This window comes from Metabacillus sp. SLBN-84, assembly GCF_053629595.1.
Map to the genome: position 1 here is coordinate 1980315 of NZ_JBRJIP010000001.1, position 20031 is coordinate 2000345.

The 20031-nt window shown below is 43.6% G+C and carries 26 protein-coding genes; 22 read left to right on the plus strand and 4 right to left on the minus strand.

What is annotated here, in order from left to right; translation table 11 throughout:
• Positions 1–227: 227 nt before the first annotated feature.
• Positions 228–506 (minus strand): hypothetical protein, encoded by a 279-nt coding sequence (locus tag RKD52_RS10190; protein ID WP_454099628.1) that lies wholly within the window; start codon positions 504–506, stop codon positions 228–230.
• A gap of 159 nt (positions 507–665) precedes the next feature.
• Between RKD52_RS10190 and RKD52_RS10195 the strand changes: the two genes are divergently transcribed.
• From RKD52_RS10195 to RKD52_RS10210, 4 genes are all read left to right on the plus strand, one after another.
• Complete coding sequence (locus RKD52_RS10195) at positions 666–890, plus strand: helix-turn-helix domain-containing protein (protein ID WP_454099629.1); 225 nt, start codon at positions 666–668, stop codon at positions 888–890.
• A 119-nt stretch (positions 891–1009) separates the two neighbouring features.
• On the plus strand, positions 1010–2428 hold the full coding sequence (locus RKD52_RS10200; RefSeq protein ID WP_454099630.1) for a PstS family phosphate ABC transporter substrate-binding protein: 1419 nt from the start codon (positions 1010–1012) through the stop codon (positions 2426–2428).
• Positions 2429–2597: 169 nt separating this feature from the next.
• The gene (locus RKD52_RS10205; RefSeq protein WP_454099631.1) at positions 2598–3641 is read left to right on the plus strand and encodes a serine hydrolase domain-containing protein; all 1044 of its coding nucleotides are present in this window, start codon (positions 2598–2600) and stop codon (positions 3639–3641) included.
• A 64-nt stretch (positions 3642–3705) separates the two neighbouring features.
• Positions 3706–4020, plus strand: a complete 315-nt coding sequence (locus RKD52_RS10210) for a hypothetical protein (protein WP_454099632.1) — start codon at positions 3706–3708, stop codon at positions 4018–4020.
• A 48-nt stretch (positions 4021–4068) separates the two neighbouring features.
• Here RKD52_RS10210 and RKD52_RS10215 read toward each other — a convergent pair whose 3' ends face one another.
• A complete protein-coding gene (locus RKD52_RS10215; RefSeq protein ID WP_454099633.1) occupies positions 4069–5034 on the minus strand; it encodes a DMT family transporter in 966 nt (321 codons plus the stop codon).
• 114 nt (positions 5035–5148) lie between these two features.
• Here RKD52_RS10215 and RKD52_RS10220 point away from each other — a divergent pair, with 114 nt between their 5' ends.
• The 12 genes from RKD52_RS10220 to RKD52_RS10275 all read left to right on the plus strand — a co-directional run bounded on the left by RKD52_RS10220 (position 5149) and on the right by RKD52_RS10275 (position 13138).
• Positions 5149–5508, plus strand: coding sequence for a n-acetylglutamate synthase (locus RKD52_RS10220; RefSeq protein ID WP_454099634.1), 360 nt, complete (start codon positions 5149–5151; stop codon positions 5506–5508).
• Between the two features lie 69 nt (positions 5509–5577).
• Positions 5578–5829 carry a DUF2164 domain-containing protein gene (locus tag RKD52_RS10225; protein ID WP_454099635.1) on the plus strand — a complete coding sequence of 84 codons (252 nt, stop codon included), beginning with the start codon at positions 5578–5580 and terminating at the stop codon, positions 5827–5829.
• A 141-nt stretch (positions 5830–5970) separates the two neighbouring features.
• Entirely contained in the window at positions 5971–6756 is a 786-nt protein-coding gene (locus tag RKD52_RS10230) for a transporter substrate-binding domain-containing protein (protein ID WP_454101187.1), read from the plus strand.
• Between the two features lie 15 nt (positions 6757–6771).
• Positions 6772–7449 (plus strand): amino acid ABC transporter permease, encoded by a 678-nt coding sequence (locus tag RKD52_RS10235; protein ID WP_454099636.1) that lies wholly within the window; start codon positions 6772–6774, stop codon positions 7447–7449.
• Between the two features lie 131 nt (positions 7450–7580).
• Positions 7581–8429, plus strand: coding sequence for a GAF domain-containing protein (locus tag RKD52_RS10240; RefSeq protein ID WP_454099637.1), 849 nt, complete (start codon positions 7581–7583; stop codon positions 8427–8429).
• 37 nt (positions 8430–8466) lie between these two features.
• On the plus strand, positions 8467–8910 hold the full coding sequence (locus RKD52_RS10245; protein WP_454099638.1) for an NUDIX hydrolase: 444 nt from the start codon (positions 8467–8469) through the stop codon (positions 8908–8910).
• Positions 8911–8948: 38 nt separating this feature from the next.
• The gene (locus RKD52_RS10250) at positions 8949–10439 is read left to right on the plus strand and encodes an amidase (RefSeq protein WP_454101188.1); all 1491 of its coding nucleotides are present in this window, start codon (positions 8949–8951) and stop codon (positions 10437–10439) included.
• 161 nt (positions 10440–10600) lie between these two features.
• The gene (locus RKD52_RS10255) at positions 10601–11191 is read left to right on the plus strand and encodes a GNAT family N-acetyltransferase (RefSeq protein WP_454099639.1); all 591 of its coding nucleotides are present in this window, start codon (positions 10601–10603) and stop codon (positions 11189–11191) included.
• Between the two features lie 20 nt (positions 11192–11211).
• Positions 11212–11382 (plus strand): hypothetical protein, encoded by a 171-nt coding sequence (locus RKD52_RS10260; protein ID WP_454099640.1) that lies wholly within the window; start codon positions 11212–11214, stop codon positions 11380–11382.
• Positions 11383–11528: 146 nt separating this feature from the next.
• Complete coding sequence (spx, locus tag RKD52_RS10265) at positions 11529–11936, plus strand: transcriptional regulator Spx (protein WP_369733472.1); 408 nt, start codon at positions 11529–11531, stop codon at positions 11934–11936.
• Between the two features lie 41 nt (positions 11937–11977).
• Positions 11978–12688, plus strand: coding sequence for a GTP pyrophosphokinase (locus RKD52_RS10270; RefSeq protein ID WP_454101189.1), 711 nt, complete (start codon positions 11978–11980; stop codon positions 12686–12688).
• A gap of 21 nt (positions 12689–12709) precedes the next feature.
• Entirely contained in the window at positions 12710–13138 is a 429-nt protein-coding gene (locus RKD52_RS10275) for a MarR family winged helix-turn-helix transcriptional regulator (RefSeq protein WP_369733471.1), read from the plus strand.
• Positions 13139–13562: 424 nt separating this feature from the next.
• Here RKD52_RS10275 and RKD52_RS10280 read toward each other — a convergent pair whose 3' ends face one another.
• Positions 13563–14222: a phosphatase PAP2 family protein gene (locus tag RKD52_RS10280; protein WP_454099641.1), complete on the minus strand. Its 660-nt coding sequence runs from the start codon at positions 14220–14222 to the stop codon at positions 13563–13565.
• A gap of 200 nt (positions 14223–14422) precedes the next feature.
• On the opposite strand from RKD52_RS10280, the gene RKD52_RS10285 reads away from it, so the two are divergent.
• Positions 14423–15133: a nucleotidyltransferase domain-containing protein gene (locus RKD52_RS10285; protein WP_454099642.1), complete on the plus strand. Its 711-nt coding sequence runs from the start codon at positions 14423–14425 to the stop codon at positions 15131–15133.
• A 17-nt stretch (positions 15134–15150) separates the two neighbouring features.
• Complete coding sequence (locus tag RKD52_RS10290) at positions 15151–15594, plus strand: N-acetyltransferase family protein (RefSeq protein ID WP_454099643.1); 444 nt, start codon at positions 15151–15153, stop codon at positions 15592–15594.
• Between the two features lie 37 nt (positions 15595–15631).
• Here the strand turns inward: RKD52_RS10290 and RKD52_RS10295 are convergent, their stop codons facing one another.
• The gene (locus tag RKD52_RS10295; RefSeq protein ID WP_029280706.1) at positions 15632–15826 is read right to left on the minus strand and encodes a DUF6954 family protein; all 195 of its coding nucleotides are present in this window, start codon (positions 15824–15826) and stop codon (positions 15632–15634) included.
• Between the two features lie 224 nt (positions 15827–16050).
• Between RKD52_RS10295 and RKD52_RS10300 the strand changes: the two genes are divergently transcribed.
• The 4 genes from RKD52_RS10300 to RKD52_RS10315 are packed head-to-tail and all read left to right on the plus strand — an operon-like array spanning position 16051 to position 20013.
• The gene (locus tag RKD52_RS10300; RefSeq protein WP_454101190.1) at positions 16051–17391 is read left to right on the plus strand and encodes an aspartate aminotransferase family protein; all 1341 of its coding nucleotides are present in this window, start codon (positions 16051–16053) and stop codon (positions 17389–17391) included.
• Positions 17392–17397: 6 nt separating this feature from the next.
• Entirely contained in the window at positions 17398–18105 is a 708-nt protein-coding gene (locus RKD52_RS10305) for a CoA transferase subunit A (RefSeq protein ID WP_454099644.1), read from the plus strand.
• Complete coding sequence (locus RKD52_RS10310; protein WP_454099645.1) at positions 18084–18722, plus strand: 3-oxoacid CoA-transferase subunit B; 639 nt, start codon at positions 18084–18086, stop codon at positions 18720–18722. The genes RKD52_RS10305 and RKD52_RS10310 overlap by 22 nt, the downstream gene beginning before the upstream one ends.
• 22 nt (positions 18723–18744) lie before the next feature.
• Positions 18745–20013, plus strand: coding sequence for a peptidase (locus RKD52_RS10315; RefSeq protein ID WP_454099646.1), 1269 nt, complete (start codon positions 18745–18747; stop codon positions 20011–20013).
• Positions 20014–20031: the final 18 nt, after the last annotated feature.

Genomic DNA, 20031 nt, shown 5'->3' on the forward strand with positions numbered 1-20031 from the left:
TGGAAATAGAACCCAATAATTCAGTTGGACGGAAATACAGAGCACCAAAGAGGGTGAAATGCTGTCTTATAAATCGACCGGACTGAAATACAGGGCCACAAAAAGAGAAAATGCTGTCCTATAAATCGACCATACCAAACTAAAAGGCACCAAAAGAACATTTCCACAGTTGATCATCCCAAAATCAGCCACCAAAAAAAGCCTTCAGCAGAAGGCTTTTGCCAGACTCAGTCGTCTTTGCGGTCTTTATCGTTCATATCTTCCGGATCTTCAATTGGATCTTCAGGATCCGGATCTGCGTCTTTTTCATCGTCTTTCATCATTGTGTCGTCTTCTTCCATGCCTGGTGCAGGTTCATCTTCGTTGTTTTCATCCATTTGATTCTGCTCTTCTTCCTGCTGGTTTTCTGGCGGTGCCGGATCCTGGTCGTCATTTGCATTGCAGCCTGCCATCATAAACGCTGAAAAAAGGACACCCATGATGAGAATTAGCCATTTGTTTTTCATCGTAAACCTCCTGTATTGTTTATTCCCAAATAGATTGCCCCTAAAGCGGAATATTATTAGTGCATTTTAGTAACATAATGTTCACGTTTACAATGGTGCAAATGGCTGCAGCAGTGATACACTAAAAGTATAAAATTGGATGATTTTAGGGAGGAATGGATGATGGCTGCTTTTCACCAGCAATTAAAGCATTACCGCGAACAGAAGAATATGAGTCAGGAGGAGCTTGCTATTAAAGCGAGACTTGGGCGGCAGACCATTGAAAAGTATGAAGCAGGAGAAAAAATCCCTGACACGCAAACCATCTTAAAACTCTCTACCGTGCTGGATGTACCGGCTTCGGAATTAATCAGCAAAGAAGAACTTGCAAAAAAACAAAGCTGAAATACTATGACGGTGTCCTTCAAAATGAAGGACATTTTTTATATTCTGAAAAAAGATATTGTAAAAATTAGGATTAAAGTGTAAAATTACACTAAATACAGGAAGGTGAGGAGAAAAGATTGAAAGCTGCAAAGCTGATTTTGTATTTTGGGCTTATCCCATTTAGTTTATCACTGCTGGTGGTCATTTCCATGATGGCCATCGCTGTTTTTTCAATTGGAGGACTCGTCTTTGGGTATAGGTGGTTTAAAAATCGAGTGCAAGGACAAGAATTTCTCGCCTTTGTTCCGCTTGCTTATACAGCTTTGCTTTGGGCAATCTTTATGTGGATCAGCGGAGGCTTTTACGGACATGACAGCTGGGTAATCTATGGGATTTTGCACTTGCCGTATGCACCGGGATTTTTCATGTCAGCTTTTGCTGGTGAACTGAGTACTCTTTTTTGGGCTCCAATTGCATACGGATCGGCATTCAGCATCCCATGCATTCTTTTGATGCTGCGGAATCATCAAAACAATTTGCTTCCTGCTGCAAAAAAAGCATTTACTCTGTTTGCCGTTATTGTAATCAGCTTAAGTGCAGGCACTTACATAGATGCCGAAAGAAGCAAAAAAGTGCTTCCTACATACGGGTATGAACATGGAGGGGGCTATTCGACTACAGATTTGACGCCTTATGAAGTAACCAATCCTTATCACAAACTGCCTACTTTAAAAGGTGAGTCAACGTTCATCATTGAGAACTCAGATGAAATGCCGGTTCTTGACGGAGCTGAGGCAGCTTTTCCGGTTTATTCTGCTTTTGCGAACGCAGTCTACAAAAATGTCAGCAGCGTCATGACATCTGAGAAAGAGGTTGTCAGCTTTACGAACACGATCTATGCATATGAGCGGCTGCTTTCCGGAGAAGCTGATATTTACTTTGGTGCCGAGCCTTCTAAAGAGCAGCAGATGATGGCTGAAAAGGCCGGTAAAGAGCTTGTCATGACACCAATTGGGAAAGAAGCATTTGTTTTCTTTGTTCATCCAGACAATCCGGTGGAAAACCTGGATGTTGAACAAATACAGAAAATCTACTCAGGTGAAATCAACAATTGGGAAGACGCAGGAGGCAATAAGGAAGAAATCATGCCCTTTCAGCGCCCGAAAAATTCAGGAAGCCAAACGTTGCTTGAGAAAATTATGGGCAACACTCCCATTCAAAAACCGCTGAAAGAAGAGGTTGTACAGGGGATGGGGGGGATTATCGAACAAGTGGCAGATTACAGAAATGTTGAAAATGCCATCGGCTTTTCCTTCCGCTATTTTGCGACAGGGATGAGGAAAAATGAAGGTATCAAGCTCCTTGGAGTAAACGGGATCAAGCCGGATCCTGAAAACATCAGCAATGAAACCTATCCATTTACCGCTTCCCTTTATGCCATCACTCTTAAATCCAATCAGAGCAAACAGATTGAGCCATTCCTCCAATGGATGCAGGGGCCGCAGGGACAGGAACTGGTTAAAGAGGTTGGGTATGTAAAACTTACGGAACAATAAAGGTCAAAAAAGGGCATCTCCATGTAAAGGAGGTGCCTGCTGTGATATTGGCATCGTTTGCATGTCTCCCGGACAAGGAAAGAACCATCTTACAGCACGGTAAGGACATGTATTTACGATAGTATTGTATAATTGGGAATTAGAGGTATTTTCTATCGGGGGGATTATTGTGAAGCCGCTAAGTGTCAACATTAAAAATCGTATGGTTGATTATCAGATAACTGGATTAAGCTTGGCATCTATTGATCAGGGCCGTATAAGCAGCACCGAATGCTTCGGTTTGCTTGAAGCCGGAACAGATAAAATGGTCAAAAGGAATACGATTTTCAGTGCTTGTTCCATCAGTAAATTTGTGACATCAATGCTTGCGATGATCCTGACAGAACAAGGCATACTTGATTTAGATGAGGATGTAAATGACAGACTTGCTTCATGGAAAGTTCCTGGAAATAAATTTAATAATAAGAAAAAAGTGACGTTAAGAAATTTACTTTGTCACCAGTCTGGCGTGATTGATCCTCCAGATAGTTTTTCCGAACGAAATTCGATGACAGGCAGCCCTGAGACAGCAGAATTATTGGCAGGAAGGACTCCCTATTGTAAAGCTCCAATTGAACTGAAGTATGAACCTTGGAGCGACTTCAGCTATTCGGACGCAGGTTACTGCATTATACAGCTCGTAATAGAGGACGCTGCCGGCATACCTTTCACAAAGCTGGTACATGATTTTATTTTCCGTCCATTAAATATGTCTGACAGCACATTTGATCTACCTGTATCATCCGCAGATAAAGGGAATTTCTCATGCGGTCACAGCAAAAGCGGTGATCTTGTTGATGGGAAATATCCTGTTTATCCTTTTCCTGCAGCTTCAGGGCTGTGGACAACACCTGCAGATTTAGCTCTTTTAGTGATAGAACTAATGAACTCCATTAAAGGTGAAAGCAGCCTTAAGCTTTCTGCAAATAAAGCAATGGAAGTGATTGAATCCCAGGGATGCAAGGAATGGACTGGGCTTGGTGTTTTCCTGGATAAAAACCAAACGGGAATTGAAATCTCATCACTTGGCTGGGGAGCAGGTTTTCAATGTGTGATGGTGGCATATCCGTTACTAGGAAAAGGTTTAGTGATTATGACTAATACGGATACCGGTATACATCAACTGGAAGGGATAATCGGAGAAATCTGCAGGGATTGGGCTGTGAATTTTTAGAAAAATGAAACTTTTAATAAATCCGCTTCGTATATAAAGTCATTCAAAGACTGCGGGGTGCAAAATGAAAAAATACCTGTTTTTTGTTCTGTTGACAGTGATCATCGAGTCTTTATTGATAACCGGCACAATTGTTATATGGAACACCGCTTTTCCTGAAACCATGTTTTTCGGCTCCTTCATATTTCTGTTTATTTCTTTCATCATAAGCTCTTCGGGTGGATTCCTGTCCAATAACGCTGAGTTCTCCGTTTTTACAGCGATGGCAGGAAGCTATCAGCCAAGGCGCGAGGAAAGTTATTTGATTGTCAGCCCGTTCTTAGTAGGTTCTGGCCTGTTCTTTATTAGTTATTTTGTCATTTATTATTTTGTTTATTGAGTCAAAAAAACACCGCAAAAAGCGGTGCAAAGTGAATTTCTATTCAGCTTAAAGGTTTTTAGCTGCACGTGAGTAGAAGGTTTTTTTCAAACGGCCTTCATTAAAGTAACTGTGCATAAACATTCCGGCTATAATCAGGCCGATGCCGGCGAGGGTAATGCCTCCGGGAAAAGGACTTGAAAAAAGAACCATTTCTCCTGCAAGAACGAAGAGGACCTGGGTTGATTGGGTAGCTTCAACAGATGCAAGCTTGCCTTCATCATGGCGTGACCTGTCCGTAGCAATGAAAAAAAGTGTCGTTGCGATTACACCTGAACTGACGGCCACGATAAAGGATTGTACGACCTGAACGGATGAGGGAGGGCCGGTGAAAACATACCCGCATACAGCCAGGATGACCCAAAATGGAGTGCTTGCGAGTGTCATCCCGAGCACTCTTTGAAATGTATCCAGCCTACCTCCGCAAACCTCCATCATCTTCCTGTTCCCGAGCGGATAAGCAATCGCTGCTGCAGCCACCGGAAGAACACCCGCCAAAAGGGCCCAGCCTCCAGCTCCCGATGCATGCTTCATTTGGATGAGAACGACTCCTGAAAAAATGATGACAGAAAAGAGCAGAGCAGGCAGAGGGATTTTCCTCCTGCTTTTCACACCTCCCGTGCTTTCATAAAAAAGCGGGGCAAGCAATGTGCCGGCTACGATGGTCAGCTGCCATGTACCCGCTACAAGCCAGCCGGGCCCGTATGCAGCCGCAAATGTGATGGGTGCATAAAAAAGGACAAACCCTGTGAAGCTCCAAAGAACCCACTTAGAAGGCTGAGCCTTCATTTCAGTGAAAAGCTGTCTGCTGTTTTTTCTCAGAAAAACGATCAGAGCCAAAAACGGAATCATAAATAAAAACCTCAGCGATGAACTCCAGAGCCAGCTGCCGCCCGCAAGCTCCATGGACCTGTTCAAGATAAACGTTACAGCAAAAAACATGGAGGCAATGATGCCTGTTCCAATTTCTTTCATAGCTTCCCCCTATTAAAACGTGTGCCTCTATTATACAAATATCCAGACGGAAAATTCAGTTAATACGAAAGAAATATGTTACGATAGCAAAAACATGCTGAAAGGATGCTTCTAATGATAAATTACAATAACCGCCGTTTTGCGGCTGTATCAAACTCTGATAATGGGGAAGTTTCATCAAAGACGATTTTTATTTACAAGCAGGAAGGAAACATTCTGTCAGGGTCATATGAGGGAGGGGAAATCCTGAAAGGGTCGCTGATGGGGCTCGTAAAGGAAGACGGATCCCTTGAGTTCAGCTATCATCATATTAATGATAAGAATCAGATCAGGGGAGGCCGCTGCTTTTCTGCACCTGAAAAGCTGGCTGACGGAAGAATCCGTCTTATGGAAAGATGGCAGTGGACGGATGAGGAGCGGACTGAGGGAGAGTCTGTCATTGAAGAATTCCTTCCTTGTACACAAAATTTCTGAAAAATACAGTCTGACAATCTGCTTTATTTTCTGATATCCTCAGGCTTGAATCTATAACAGGAAAGGCTGATGAACGTGTTTATTCAATTTACGAAAGAACAGAAGATGATGATGATTGAAGATATACAGCGTTATTATTATCAGGAAAATGGAGATGAAATTGGTGAACTAGCAGCTGAAAATCTGCTCGAATTCATTAAAGAATCCATCGGTCCCCATTTTTATAATCATGCTGTCAAAGATGCGAAAAATCTTGTCGAACAGAGAATGCAGTCTATGGAGGAGGATTTGTACGCTCTTGAACGGTCTGTGAAAAGGTAGACGTTCAATCATAAATATTGCGAATTTCATCCTGTAATGCTATCTTTTATAGGATTATAGAAAAAAAGGTGGATTTGCATGAAGAATATTTTTTCACTAAATAAAACAGGCGCCATTTTCGCCATAATGGCATTTGCATTTATGCTTGCCGGCTGCGGCAGTTCTCAGGATAAACAGGAAGAAAAAACAGCCTGGGACACAATTAAAGAAGAAGGCAAGCTGAAAGTAGCAACTTCCGGCACTCTTTATCCTGCTTCCTATCATGATTCAGAAACAAATGAGCTGACTGGATTTGAAGTGGAAGTGGTCAAAGAAATGGCGAAACGCATGGATCTCGAAGCTGAATTTTCAGAAATGGCGTTTGACGGTATGCTGACTTCTGTTCAAAGCGGCAAAGTTGATCTTGCTGCAAATGATATTACGATGACTGATGAGCGGAAAGAAAAGTTCGACTTCTCAGTACCTTATAAACACTCATACGGGACAGCTATGGTACGGAAGGATGACCTTTCCGGCATAAAATCGCTAGAGGACCTGAAAGGGAAAAAAGCAGCAGGAGAAGCAACAACAACTTATATGGCTGTAGCCCGCGAGTACGGAGCTGAGGAAGTCATTTATGACAATGCAACAAATGATCAGTACTTGCGTGATGTGTCAACCGGAAGAACGGATGTCATTTTAAATGATTACTATCTCCAGCGCCTGGCTGTTGCTGCTTTTCCGGATTTGAACATCACCATTCATCCTGACATCAAATTCAATCCTGTAAGCCAGGGCATCATTATGAAAAAAGACAGTGACGAGCTGAAAAAAGAGATAGATGCCGTTCTGAACGAAATGCTTGAGGACGGAACGATCGCCAAAATCTCGAAGCAATTTTTTGATGGAGCAGATGTTTCAAAAGAAACAGATGCTGATTTTAAGTAGCGGCAGGTGACGGCAATGGATGCGATCCAATGGGAATACCTCTTTGACTGGGAGCTTGCCGTCAAGTCCTTTCCTTTTGTTATAAAAGGAATCTGGAACACGCTGCTTATTTCCCTTCTCAGCATGGGCATTGGCTTGGTGCTCGGTTTTTTTCTCGCATTAGGAAGAACGTCCAAGTCTCCTGTCCTAAGCTTGCCTGCGAGAATCTACATTTCATTTATGCGCGGCGTTCCGATTCTGGTGATTCTGTTTATCCTGTATTTCGGATTTCCGATTATCGGAATTGAATTTACAGCAGTAACCGCAGCGCTGATCGGCTTCAGTCTGAACAGTGCTGCCTATATGGCTGAAATCAATCGCTCAGCACTTGCATCTGTGGACAAGGGGCAGTGGGAAGCAGCTAGTTCTCTTGGAATGTCGTACTGGCAGACAATGAGAGGCATCATTCTCCCTCAAGCGTTTAGAATAGCGCTTCCGCCTCTGTCGAATGTGCTCCTCGATTTAACAAAAGCCTCATCTTTAGCAGCTATGATTACGGTGCCTGAGCTGTTCCAGCAGGCAAAAATTGTAGGAGGAAGAGAGCTTGATTATATGACGATGTATATTCTCGTCGCATTCATCTACTGGGGGATTTGCTCCCTGCTTACTCTGTTTCAAAATTATCTTGAGAGAAGATATGAATACCTGCTTTAATCAGAAACCAGATTGCTGCAAATGCGGCATCTGGTTTTTCTTTTTTTTTACATTCCTGAAAATGTTGAGCAGAGGTTTTCCATGCTATACTTATCGAAAGAGTCCACATTGTATCCTTTAGGAGGGTTTATTTGAAAACTGGCAAAGATCAATTGAAGTCAGGCTATTCTTCTCTCGGCACTGTCTCAAAAAAAATGTTTGCAATGATTTGTGACCGGCTGAATGTACCTGTTGCTTATGTGACGAAAAGAGGGCATACAGCTATAACCGTCCTTAGCTCCTACAACCATACAGAAGAAATTATTCCAGAAGGATACATTGTAGAATACAGCAGCACCTATTGCAGGCACATTATTGAAAATGGGATGATGACGACATCAAATCTCATGCAATACGGCATGACAAAGGACCTTTCTGTTACTGGGGACCTTAAGATGAAAGGGTTTTTAGGTGTCACCCTGAAAGATGTGAACGGAAACGTATTTGGGACGCTGTGTGTTATGGACAGGAATGAAAAAGAGTTCTCAAAAGAAGATGCTGAATACCTTTCTTCGATGGCTGAATTGCTCTCGCACATCATTGAGCTTGACCGAGCGAAATATGACCTTGGTTTTTTAAGTGTCCCCATTATCCCAATAACAGATGGTGTATCTATTCTCTCCCTCCAGGGAACGGTGGATGAAATCCGCTCAGAAAAAATCATCTCGGATGTGCTTGAAAATGCTTCTATTCACAGCATTTCCTGCTTCATCATTGATTTGTCAAAACTCTTCGTTCAGGACGATTTATTTTCAAATCTTCTTTTTACTCTGACAGAGGCATTAAAGTTAATTGGTACCGACACAATTATAACCGGAGTAACTGCCGATTTTGCAATCGAGCAGTACAGACACAGAAGCTTTGATCAGATCAAAGCTTCATTTGCAAAGGATATTAGCACTGCGCTTGAATCCATCGGGTATCAATTGACAGAAAAATAGGACCCGGCTTGGAATTTAAAAAGAATGGGGGATCGGGATGCAGCCGCCAAAACATATTGTTTCCGCAGCGACTATTGTACTTAATGAAAAGAGAGAAATCTTACTTATAAAAGGTCCGAAAAGAGGGTGGGAGATTCCCGGGGGACAAGTAGAAGAAGGCGAATCACTGAAAGCAGCAGCCATCAGAGAAACACAGGAAGAATCGGGAATCATCATCGAAGTGACGAAATTCTGCGGAATTTTTCAAAATGTAGACCGTTCAATCTGCAATACACTTTTTATGGGTAAGCCGGTTGGAGGAAAGCCCGAGACAAGTCCTGAGAGTTTAGAAGTGGGGTATTTTCCAATTGAGCAGGCCCTTGAAATGGTCACCTGGAAAAATTTCAGGCAGAGAATTGAATATTGTTTAAACGATGAAATACAGCCTTTTTATGTTGAATTTAAAGGAAGCGAGACAGAAGAGCTGATTGGAAAACTATGAGAGTCGGACAGCTGAAAAGACAGGAGATGAAAAAAATGATGGATTTGCATACATACGCGTCCTTCGATGCAACCGGTCTTGCAGAATTGGTTAAAAAAAGAGAGGTTTCCCCTCAGGAACTGGCAGATGCTGCATTTAAGCAGATTGAAAATGTCAATCCGCTAGTAAACGGTGTTGTCCGAACCAGGCAGGAGAAAGCACTGAAGGAAATACAGGAGCTGAAAGTGGATTCCCAGCCGTTTGCAGGAGTTCCGATGCTGCTGAAAGACATTTCACAGGCTGTTGAAGGAGAACCTCTGACTGCGGGTTCAAAGCTTTTGACAAACAATACAGCGAAAAGAGATTCCCATTTTGTCACGCGTTTAAGAAAAGCAGGTTTTACTTTGATCGGCCACACAAACACACCGGAATTCGGTTTGAGAAACATTACGGAACCTGAACTGCACGGTGCGACTAAAAATCCGTGGAACACAAAGTTTTCAGCCGGCGGTTCAAGCGGCGGTTCAGCGGCCGCTGTGGCATCAGGAATGGTGCCGATAGCCGGTGCCAGCGACGGCGGAGGCTCCATCCGGATTCCGGCCTCTTTTACCGGCCTTTTCGGATTAAAACCTACAAGAGGAAGAACTCCAGTCGGGCCAAGTGTGGGCAGGCAATGGCACGGGGCATCCATTGATTTTGTCCTGACAAAATCAGTGCGGGACAGTGCTGCGATGCTTGATCTTCTGCAGGTGATCCAGCCGGAAGCAGCCTTTCATACGCCTTTGTTTGAAGGGAAATATACGGACACTCTTAAATCAGGAATGAAAAAGCCGCTGCGGATTGCTTTTCAGACCCAGTCACCAGTTGGGACAAAAGTAAGCAGCGAAGCAGAAGAGGCCGTTCATCGCATGGCCGGCTGGCTTGAAAGTCAGGGGCACCAAGTAGAGGAACGCGGAAATGGTATAGACGGAGTCAGACTGATGGAGAATTATTATACGATGAACAATGGAGAGATGTCGGCAACGATTCTTGACTTGGAGAAGATGCTTGGGCGGCCGATTGCGGCAAATGACGTGGACATTGTGACCTGGGTTCTGAGTACGGCCGGGCATTCTGTAACAGCTGCCGAATTTTCTAAGAGTCTTGCAGAGTGGGATTTTGCAGCAGCTCAGATGGCCGCTTTCCATGAGACGTTTGATTTGTATCTGACACCTGCGACTGCCTTTGCCGCACCGGAAATTGGAGAATTAATGCAAAAGGAAGAAGAAATTCAGACGCTGCTGAAAATCAGCGAACGCCATAAGGACGAGCATCTTCCATTTGTCTATGACATGTTCCTGAAAAGCCTGACGTACACGCCGTTTACCCAGCTGGCCAATTTGACGGGACAGCCGGCAATGAGTGTGCCGACGCATATGACAAAACAAGGACTCCCGCTTGGAGTTCAGTTTATAGCGCCTAAAGGAAGAGAAGACTTGCTTGTTTCACTTGCAGGAGACATTGAACAAACGCAATTGTGGATTGGGATGGAAGGGAATCCGTTTTTTTGACCAGCAGAACTTAGAAATAGAGAGAAAAAGAAGGATAATTGTAAAAACATGGCGAATAATTCCGTATCAAAGAGACTGCTGTATGTCTGAATGCTGAAAAAACCTTTTAATATCCGCTCTGCCGGCATTTGTGAACAGTTAGAAAATGGAGATGCATCACAGTGGAAACATCATTTCCTGTTATTGAAACAGAGAGATTGCTTTTGAGAAAGGCTGTTCAAGAAGATGCAGCGGACATGCTCCGCTATTTGTCTGATGAAGAAGTTGTCCGGCATATGGGTCTGAATCCATTTACATCTTTACAGGACGTTTACGGCGAATTGGATTGGTACCGGGAAATTTTTCAAGAAGGCACTGGCATCAGATGGGCAATCTCTCTTAAAGAATCAGGCATCATGATTGGAAGCTGCGGCTTCTTAAACAGAAAACCAAACCATTTCCGCGCTGAAATTGGCTATGAATTAAGCCGAGAGTGTTGGAGAAAAGGGATTGCGGCTGAAGCTCTTCAGGCCATTATCAGCTACGGGTTTGATCATTTAAAGCTTGAACGAATCGAAGCCTTAATTGAACCTTCCAATTCACCTTCCATAAAGCTCGCGGAAAGGCAAGGGTTCATCAGGGAAGGCCTGCTTAGACATTATGAATACACTTGCGGGAAATTTGATGATTTGTATATGTATTCACTTTTAAAAATGGATTGGCGCAGTAAAGAAAATAGAACATCAGCCGATAATACCAAGAAAGATATCTAAGCAGGAGGGAAGCATATCCTATGGAAGAACAAAAGCATTGTCCTAAATGCAAGTGTGAGCAGCAGCACGAAGACAGCAAGTGTCTGGTGTGCGGACACAGCGTGATGGATTCCATTCTGGCTCTATACCCGGATAAACCCCTTAGAACAAGCAGCCGCAGAAGGCCTGTAAAGTCATCCCTTTTTAAGTGATGGCTTTTTTCTTGCATAAAAACACATAAAACAAGAAAAAGCATATTAGTTGATTTATATATATCTTACTTGTAAGATATATATATCGTACATGTTTTACAAACAGGTGGGACTTATGATCAATCTTTGAAGGAGAGGAATCATTTATGGCCATTACGTTGTTTACATCATGCAGCTGCTCATCCTGCAGAAAGACAAAGCTTTGGATGGAAGAGCACGATATTTTATATACAGAAAGAAATCTTTTAACTGAACCTCTGACAATGAAGGAACTTAAACAGATATTGCGTATGACAGAAGAAGGGACAGATGAAATTCTTTCAACCCGGTCGAAGCAGTTTCAGGAGCTTGACGTTAACCTCGATTCTTTGCACATGCACGAATTGCTTGAGCTTCTTAAGTCTAAACCAGGGTTGCTGCGGTGCCCGATTGTCATGGATGAAAAAAAATTTCTTGTAGGATTTAATGAAGATGAAATCCGCAAGTTTTTGCCAAGAAATATCAGGGCATACTTACTTAGACTGCTTGAAGCAAAAACGATGCTTCCAAATTAACTGGAGGAGTTTATACGGTGGAAGATTTTAAAGTGCCGGAAATGAGTGCAGAGAAGCTTAAGACAATCAAGAGAGAACTCACGCGCTTTATGATGTCCTACAAGTTTGCACTTGAAGAAATGAATACGAAAATAAATATTTTAAAACAGGAATTTCAGTATATTCACGATTACAGCCCTATTGAGCACGTAAGCTCGAGGCTAAAGTCGCCTGAAAGCATCATGAAAAAAATGCATCGTAAAAACTATGTTTTTTCACTGGAAGAAATCAGAAAAAATATGAAAGATATAGCGGGAATTCGTATAACATGCTCGTTTTTATCTGATATTTATCAGATCAGCGATATGATTCAAAACCAGAAAGACATCCATATCGTCGAATGCAAGGATTATATTAAGAACCCAAAGCCGAATGGCTACCAAAGCCGTCATTTATTGGCAGAAATTCCTGTTTTCATGTCTGACAGACAGGAGAATGTGATGGTTGAGGTTCAAATCCGAACGATAGCCATGGATTTCTGGGCAAGTCTTGAACATAAAATTTATTATAAATATAACCAGGCGATACCTGAACATTTGACTGATGAACTCAGAGAAGCGGCATTATCGGCAGCCGAGCTTGACCGGAAGATGGAAAGGCTGCACAATGAGATCACCGATTTGAAAAAAAACGGAGAAGAACAGCATCCTCTTGAGGAACAAATGCTGCTTCCTTTAGAACTGCTCGCTAAACTTAGGCAGACAAGAGTATAACGCATGCTGGAGATGACCCCTATGAATACGAAAAGAAACGAAAATATCGTCTCCCTGTTTGAGATTTTTGTTTCTCTGGAACGCAAATGGATGAATGACTGGAACCATGTGAATCAGGTGGGACTTTCCAAAACCCATATTCTGATTCTGCAGATTCTCGAGACAGAAGGGCTCAAGCGTCCTTCGCTGCTTGCAGAGCAGCTTCAGATAACGACGGGCGGAGTCACCGTACTGACAAGCAAGCTGATTAAAGACGGCTTTGTGCAAAAGTGCCAGAGCGAAAGGGACCGCAGAGCTTATAACCTTGAAATAACAGAGACAGGAAAGGAACTGCTCCATTCCGCAAGAAAGCAGATCAACCAGCAGATTGAAAACATGTTCGGCATGCTTTCAGATGAGGAAATTCAAAATTTGCGGGACATTTTCCACAAATGTCTGATGGGTCAATAAACAAAAAGCCGGAAAATTCCGGCTTTTTTGTTTATTATTCTTCCGATGCGCAGGATTCACACAGCCATAACTCTTCTTTTTCTGAAAACGTCAGCTTTTTGTGAAAAGAACACTCATCACAAAGGTCTTCTCTTTCATTTTCGTTAGTCATCCTAAAAGCCTCCTTCATTCAAAGTCCCCATCCGAGCAGAAGCCATATTAATACCTATGATTATGATGGTAAATATACCCCTCCTTAATGGAATGGAAACCTTCCCACATTTGTCCCTGTGCCGCTTTGCAGTGTACTAATAAGTGATGGATAGTAATTCGACAGATGAGATGTAAATGCCTTTCTTCAGAAAAAAATTTTTTTCAATCATCTGGATTGATTAAAAAAAATAGACAGCTTATATAAAAAAAGAACCCATTCAGGTTCTTTAAGTCAGCCGGCATTCCTTTCAGACACTCTTTCTTTGATAACGGAAGGCAAACGTGCCGGAGCGCGCTTTAATTCAAAAAGAATATACCAGAGTGAGAGGCCAAGGGCAATCGATGCAATCACATCATAGATCACATGCTGTTTTACAAACAACGTTGACAGAATAATCAAAACCCCCGTCAGCTGAGAGATAAATGCAACCATTCTGCCAAGCTTGAATTTTGGAAGAACGAGCATAATGATGAAGGTAGTCAGTACATGAATGCTTGGGAAGCAGTTAAACGGCTGGTCGTTCTGATAAATCACCGAAACAAGATGGATAAGGAAACCGTCTCCCGTCAGCTCTGGTCTCGGAACAGTTGACTGGAAGAAAAAATAAACACCGAAGCAGATTAATTCTCCTGCTGTCAGGGCAATTACAGTTTTCCAGTAAACAGCTGAATCTTTCCACCAGAAAAACAGGAGAAACCCAAACATATACACATACCAGATGATATAAGGAAGAATGAAAACCGGGACAAATGGAATATAAGCATCTGCCGGAGCGGTCATGTCAACCGCATCTGTCTGCCTTTCATTTAAAAATTCATACATCAGTCCGAGAAGGGGGAATACGAGAAACCCGGATAAGTCTCTTATTTTAAGAAAATAGTTTTTTGTCATAAGAAAACGCTCCTGCAATAAGTTTGATAAAAATGTTATACCCGGCCAAACGTCAAGTTAATCTGTCTCTAATTGGAAATCACAATCTTACTTTCTGCCAGATTATGAGTATAATGGAAGAAAGACAGAACATTCCTACTATACCTGCTGCGGTGAAAAAAAGGAATCTATTTTTTAAAAAGAGAGAGGGGGGAAACAAAATGAGGCTTCAGCCTGCAGAGGCAGCAATGAAAATTGTTGAAAAAAGGTTTCCTTCATGTTCCGCAGCTGTGCTTGCGGGAAGTGTAGTGAGAGGGGAAGGCACTCATACATCAGACTTGGATCTTGTCATATTTGACGCGAGCATTGAAGAGTCTTACAGAGAATCGTTTGTCGATTTCGGCTGGCCTGTAGAGGCATTTGTACATAATTTTTCATCTTATCGTTATTTTTTTGAGGAAGACTGCAAACGCGGAACACCATCAATGCCGAGAATGACAGCAGAAGGAATTGTGCTGAGGGGTGAGGAACTGCTTGCCCCGATTAAAAAGGAAGCATCAGCTCTGCTTGAAAAGGGTCCTGAGCCCCTGACACAAGAGGAAATTGACAGCAGACGCTATTTCATTACCGATGCTTTGGACGACTTTACCGGCTGTACAATTCGTGCGGAGGGCATTCATGTTGCAGGGAATCTTGCTGAACTCCTCCATCAATTTGTTTTGCTTACAAACGGAAGATTTATAGGCAAATCAAAATGGATACATAGATCGTTAAAACAATTTGACGACCAGATGGCTGAATCATTTTTTGACGCATTTGAGGATTACTACCGCCTTGGAGAAAAAGAGAGCGTAATCCGTCTGGCCGAGGACATTTTAAAGCCGTATGGAGGAAGATTTTTTGAAGGGTTTTCATTAGGGAAAAACGAATAAGAAGGGGATGGATCATTTTGAAGACCATCGTAAGGCATCCGGAGAAGAAAGACACAGAAGCATTAATGGGGCTGATGTATGAGTACATTGTAGATTTTTATCAATGTGAAAAACCTGCTGAAGACAAGCTGACAAAGCTCATTGAAACGCTTTTTAAAGGAGAAAGAGGTATTCAGTTTGTTGCAGAAGCAGGAAATAAACTTGTCGGGTTTGCAACCCTTTATTTCACGTACAGCACAACAAGAGCAAGCGAGATTGCAGTAATGAATGATCTATATGTAAAGGAAGAATTCAGGGGGAAAGGTGCTGCTGAACAGCTTTTTAAAAGCTGCCATACATACTCGGTGGAGCATCATTTTGCTGCGATGACGTGGGAGACCGCTGAAAGCAATATAAGGGCTCAGCGTTTTTATGCCAGAATGGGCGGGAAAAAAGGTGAATTCCTGACCTATTCCATATAAAAGTGCAGATAAAAACGCTTGGAGGATTTCCAAGCGTTTATTTGAAAAAATGCCTGCAAAGAGAATGGTAGACCATTCCGAGAAAAGCTGCTGTCATTATGACAAAAAAAGCCGTAACGACGCGTTCCCCTGTCTCCCCGTCTGCAAACAGGACTGATCCGCCTCCAAAATAGGCAAGCAGAATAAACATCGCGAAAAAGACACCGTGAAACAGCCACTTCAGCACAACCATCACCTGACCCTTCAATAAGATATGGTATGCAGGTGAGAAGAAATTTGTTTATGAACTAATGATAGCGCTTACAAAAAATACAGCCTTCTTTTGTGTGGATACTGAAGGCATCAGGCAGAAACAGGTTTGTCGATGGCTTTGATCGCTAATGAGAAATAACCGCTTTGTCTTCCACATATGTATTAATGAGCAAGATACATTAGAAGGTTGGGGTGAATGGCGGGGTGGAGAGGGACTATTTAATCAAACCCATGCTTGATGAGAGCTATAAAATAGTCAGCCATGGACAAGGTGTTTATCTCTTTGATACTGAAGGAAAAAAATACATGGACGCTTCTTCAGGAGCAGTTACATGTTCAATAGGCCACGGGGTACCGGAAATCATTGATAAAATGGGTAAGCAGGCAAATGCCGTTTCTTTTGTATACAGATCCCAGTTTTCAAGCCATGCAGCAGAAGGACTTGCAAAAAAGCTTTCAGAAATCACGCCGGGTGACCTTAACTGGACATTTCTTGTTAACAGCGGGTCAGAGGCAATTGAGACGGCTATGAAGACAGCCATTCAGTATTTTCAGGAGCAGAACCGTCCTCAAAAAACGAGGATCATATCGAGATGGATGAGCTACCACGGAATTACGTTAGGAGCCTTATCCCTTTCAGGCCATCCTGAAAGGCGGTTCCGCTTTCAGCAGCTGCTTGAGTCAAATCCGGAAGTTTCCCCGCCATACTGCTACCGGTGTCCATTTGGACTAAAGCCCGCATCCTGCAAAGCAAAATGTACAGGCGAACTTGAAACAGCAATCAGAAGGACCGGAGCAGAACATATAGCCGCATTTGTGGCAGAGCCTCTTGTAGGTGCAGCAGGAGCGGCGCTAACTCCCCCTGAAGGCTACTATGAGAAAATCCGGGATATTTGTGACAGGTATGATATCCTCCTGATTGCGGATGAAGTCATGACCGGCATTGGAAGAACAGGGAAAACTCTGGCAATAGAGCATTGGGGAGTATTACCGGATATTGTGGCCCTCGGCAAAGGAATGAGCGCAGGGTATGCCCCGATAGCGGCAACCCTTGTAAGCGACAAAGTGATGAGGCCGATTCAGCAGGGATCTAAACTGATCATGAGCGGACATACCTACAGTGCCAATCCACAATCTGCGGCAGCAAGTCTTGCTGTTTTGCATTACATCGAAAAAAACAGCCTGAATGACGCATCGGCGGAAAAAGGGAAAATACTGATGAAACAGCTTCAGAAATTGCAAAAAAAGACTTCCATCATTGGGGATGTCAGAGGGATGGGACTTATGATCGGCATTGAGTTTGTAGCAGACAAAGCGACAAAGAAGCCTTTTTCAAAAGCCTATCACCTGACAAGCCGCATTATTAAGAAAGCCCAGGCAAATGGACTTCTTGTTTATCCCGCTGCGGCAGGAATCGAAGGGGGAGACGGAGACGCCATTTTAATTGCTCCTCCGCTTACGATCAGTGAGGAAGAACTAAACGAGCTGGTCCGGCTATTTTCCAAAACCATTTCGGAGATAGAGGCTGAAGTCCTCCCGGTATAAAGGAGAATGTGTATGATTTCAAACGCTTTTCAGAAGATCAGGCAAATAGACGAAGTACTGTCCAAAGTAAAGGATGGCTGCACTCTCATGGCCGGAGGATTTGGAGGAGTAGGCACTCCTCCTACACTTGTAGATGCCATTCTTGAAAAAGGGGTTCGGGACCTTGAAATCATCTGTAATGATGCCGGTTTCCCCCATATCGGCATTGGAAGAATCGTCTCTTCGGGAAGAGTCCGAAAGCTGATTGCTTCACATATAGGATCAAATCCTATTGCAGGGGCTCTGATGTCAGAAGGGAAGCTGCATGTTGAGTTTTCTCCTCAAGGGACGCTTGCAGAGAGAATCCGCGCAGGAGGGATGGGCCTTGGCGGGATCCTGTGTGATGTGGGCATAGGCAGCGAGATTGCGGAAAGAGGAAAAGAAAAGTTAACCGTAAACGGGAAGACCTATTTGCTTGAAACGGCCCTGACGGCAGATGTAGCGATTATCTGCGGCAGGACAGCGGATGAGTTTGGGAATATTGTCTATGAAAAGAGTGCCCGAAACATGAATCCTTTGATGGCGATGGCAGGCGATTATACGATAGCAGAGGTGGACCAGATCGTAAGCTCAGGAGAACTCGACCCGGAAACGATTATTACGCAGGGCGTTTTTGTTCAGGCAATAGTCCAAAGTGAAGGGGTGAACTGGAAATGGGTATGGGAGCCGAAGTGAGAGAGAAAATTGCCAGAAGGGCTGCACTGGAAATTGAAAACGGCATGATTGTCAACCTCGGAATTGGCATTCCTTCGCTTGTACCAAATTTTTTAACAGGAAAGCCCCAGGTCATGATTCAGGCTGAAAACGGAATACTCGGTATAGGCCCGACACCTGCAGCGGGTGAAGAAGATGGCACTCTGTGCAATGCAGCAGGCTATCCGGTCACTGCAGGCAATTGGGCCTCTTACTTTGATTCTGCAGCGGCATTCGGCATGATCCGCAGGGGCTGCGTGGATATGACGATTTTAGGCTCTCTTCAAGTAAGCGGAAAAGGGGATCTTGCAAACTGGATTGTACCGGGAAAAAGAGTGCCTGGAATGGGAGGAGCCATGGAGCTTGCTGCAAAAGCCAAAAAAGTCATCGTTGTGATGAACCATGTGAATAAAAACGGTGAACCGAAAATACTTGAAGAGTGTACGCTGCCTCTCACTTCAAAACGATGTGTCAATATGATCATTACGGACATGGCCGTGCTCGAAGTGCAGCCGGGTGGTCTGAAGCTGCTTGAGGTCATGCCTCCTTTCACAGTGGAGGATGTGATCAAACACACAGGGGTGAAGCTTGAAACCTGAAATTTAGTGAAGAGGTGATGGAATGGAAGACTCACAAAAGCTAGTTTGCGCCTGGATCAATGACAACCGGCACCGCCACGTTAAGCTGCTGAAGAAAATGGTGGAACAGCGGAGTGTTCAGGGGAATGAAGCATCAGCACAGGCTGTCGTCCTTGAGAAGTGCCGGCAGCTCAGCCTGGACATCGATTTATGGGAACCCGGGGGGAAAGCATTAAAGCAGCATCCCCATTTTGTTGCGACAAGAACATCCTTTAAGGACAGCCCGAATATCGTTGGGGTGATGAAAGGAAAGGGCGGCGGCAAGTCTGTTATTTTAAACGGCCATGTAGATGTTGTTCCGGAAGGAGATCTGAAGCAGTGGGAAGTTGATCCGTATCAGGCAGCTGTTAAGGATAACCGTCTTTACGGGAGAGGGTCAACGGATATGAAAGGAGGGAATGTCTGTCTGTTAATGGCAATAGAAGCCATTAAAGCATCAGGCATTTCACTGAAGGGAGATGTGATTTTTCAAAGTGTGATAGAGGAAGAAAGCGGAGGAGCAGGAACACTTGCAGCTATACTGCGGGGCTATAAAGCGGATGCTGCGATTGTTCCGGAGCCTACTAAAATGAAAATCTTTCAAAAACAGCAGGGGTCCATGTGGTTCAGGCTTAAGATTAAAGGCCGCTCAGCACATGGCGGAACAAGATATGAAGGCGTGAGTGCCATTGAGAAGACCAGCCTCGTTGTTCAGCATGTGCTTGAGCTTGAACAAAAAAGAAATAAACGGATTACAGATCCTCTCTATCAGAAAATTCCCATTCCAGTTCCTATTAATATCGGTAAAATAGAAGGAGGCACATGGCCTTCATCGGTAGCTGATCTTGTGACACTTGAAGGCAGATGCGGAATTGCACCGAATGAGAACATTGAGGATGTACAGGCCGAATTTCAAGGATGGATAGACGAATTGTCATCTAAAGATGAATGGTTTAAAGAACATCCTGCTGAGCTTGAATGGTTCGGGGCAAGATGGCTGCCGAATGAAATTGACGGAACGCATCCGCTGACAGAGGCTTTGTCAAAAGCATATGTCGACATTCTGGAAAGAGAGCCTGTGGTTGAAGCATCCCCATGGGGGACGGATGCCGGTCTCCTTTCGCACGCCGGCGGCATACCCTCAATTGTCTTTGGTCCCGGAGAAACAGAAATGGCGCATTTTCCAAATGAATATATCGACATCGATCAGATGATCTCCTGCACAAAAGTGATTGCTGCGTTCTTATTAGACTGGTGCGAAGTGTCTGAGTGATGTTTTCAGGGCTTAGGA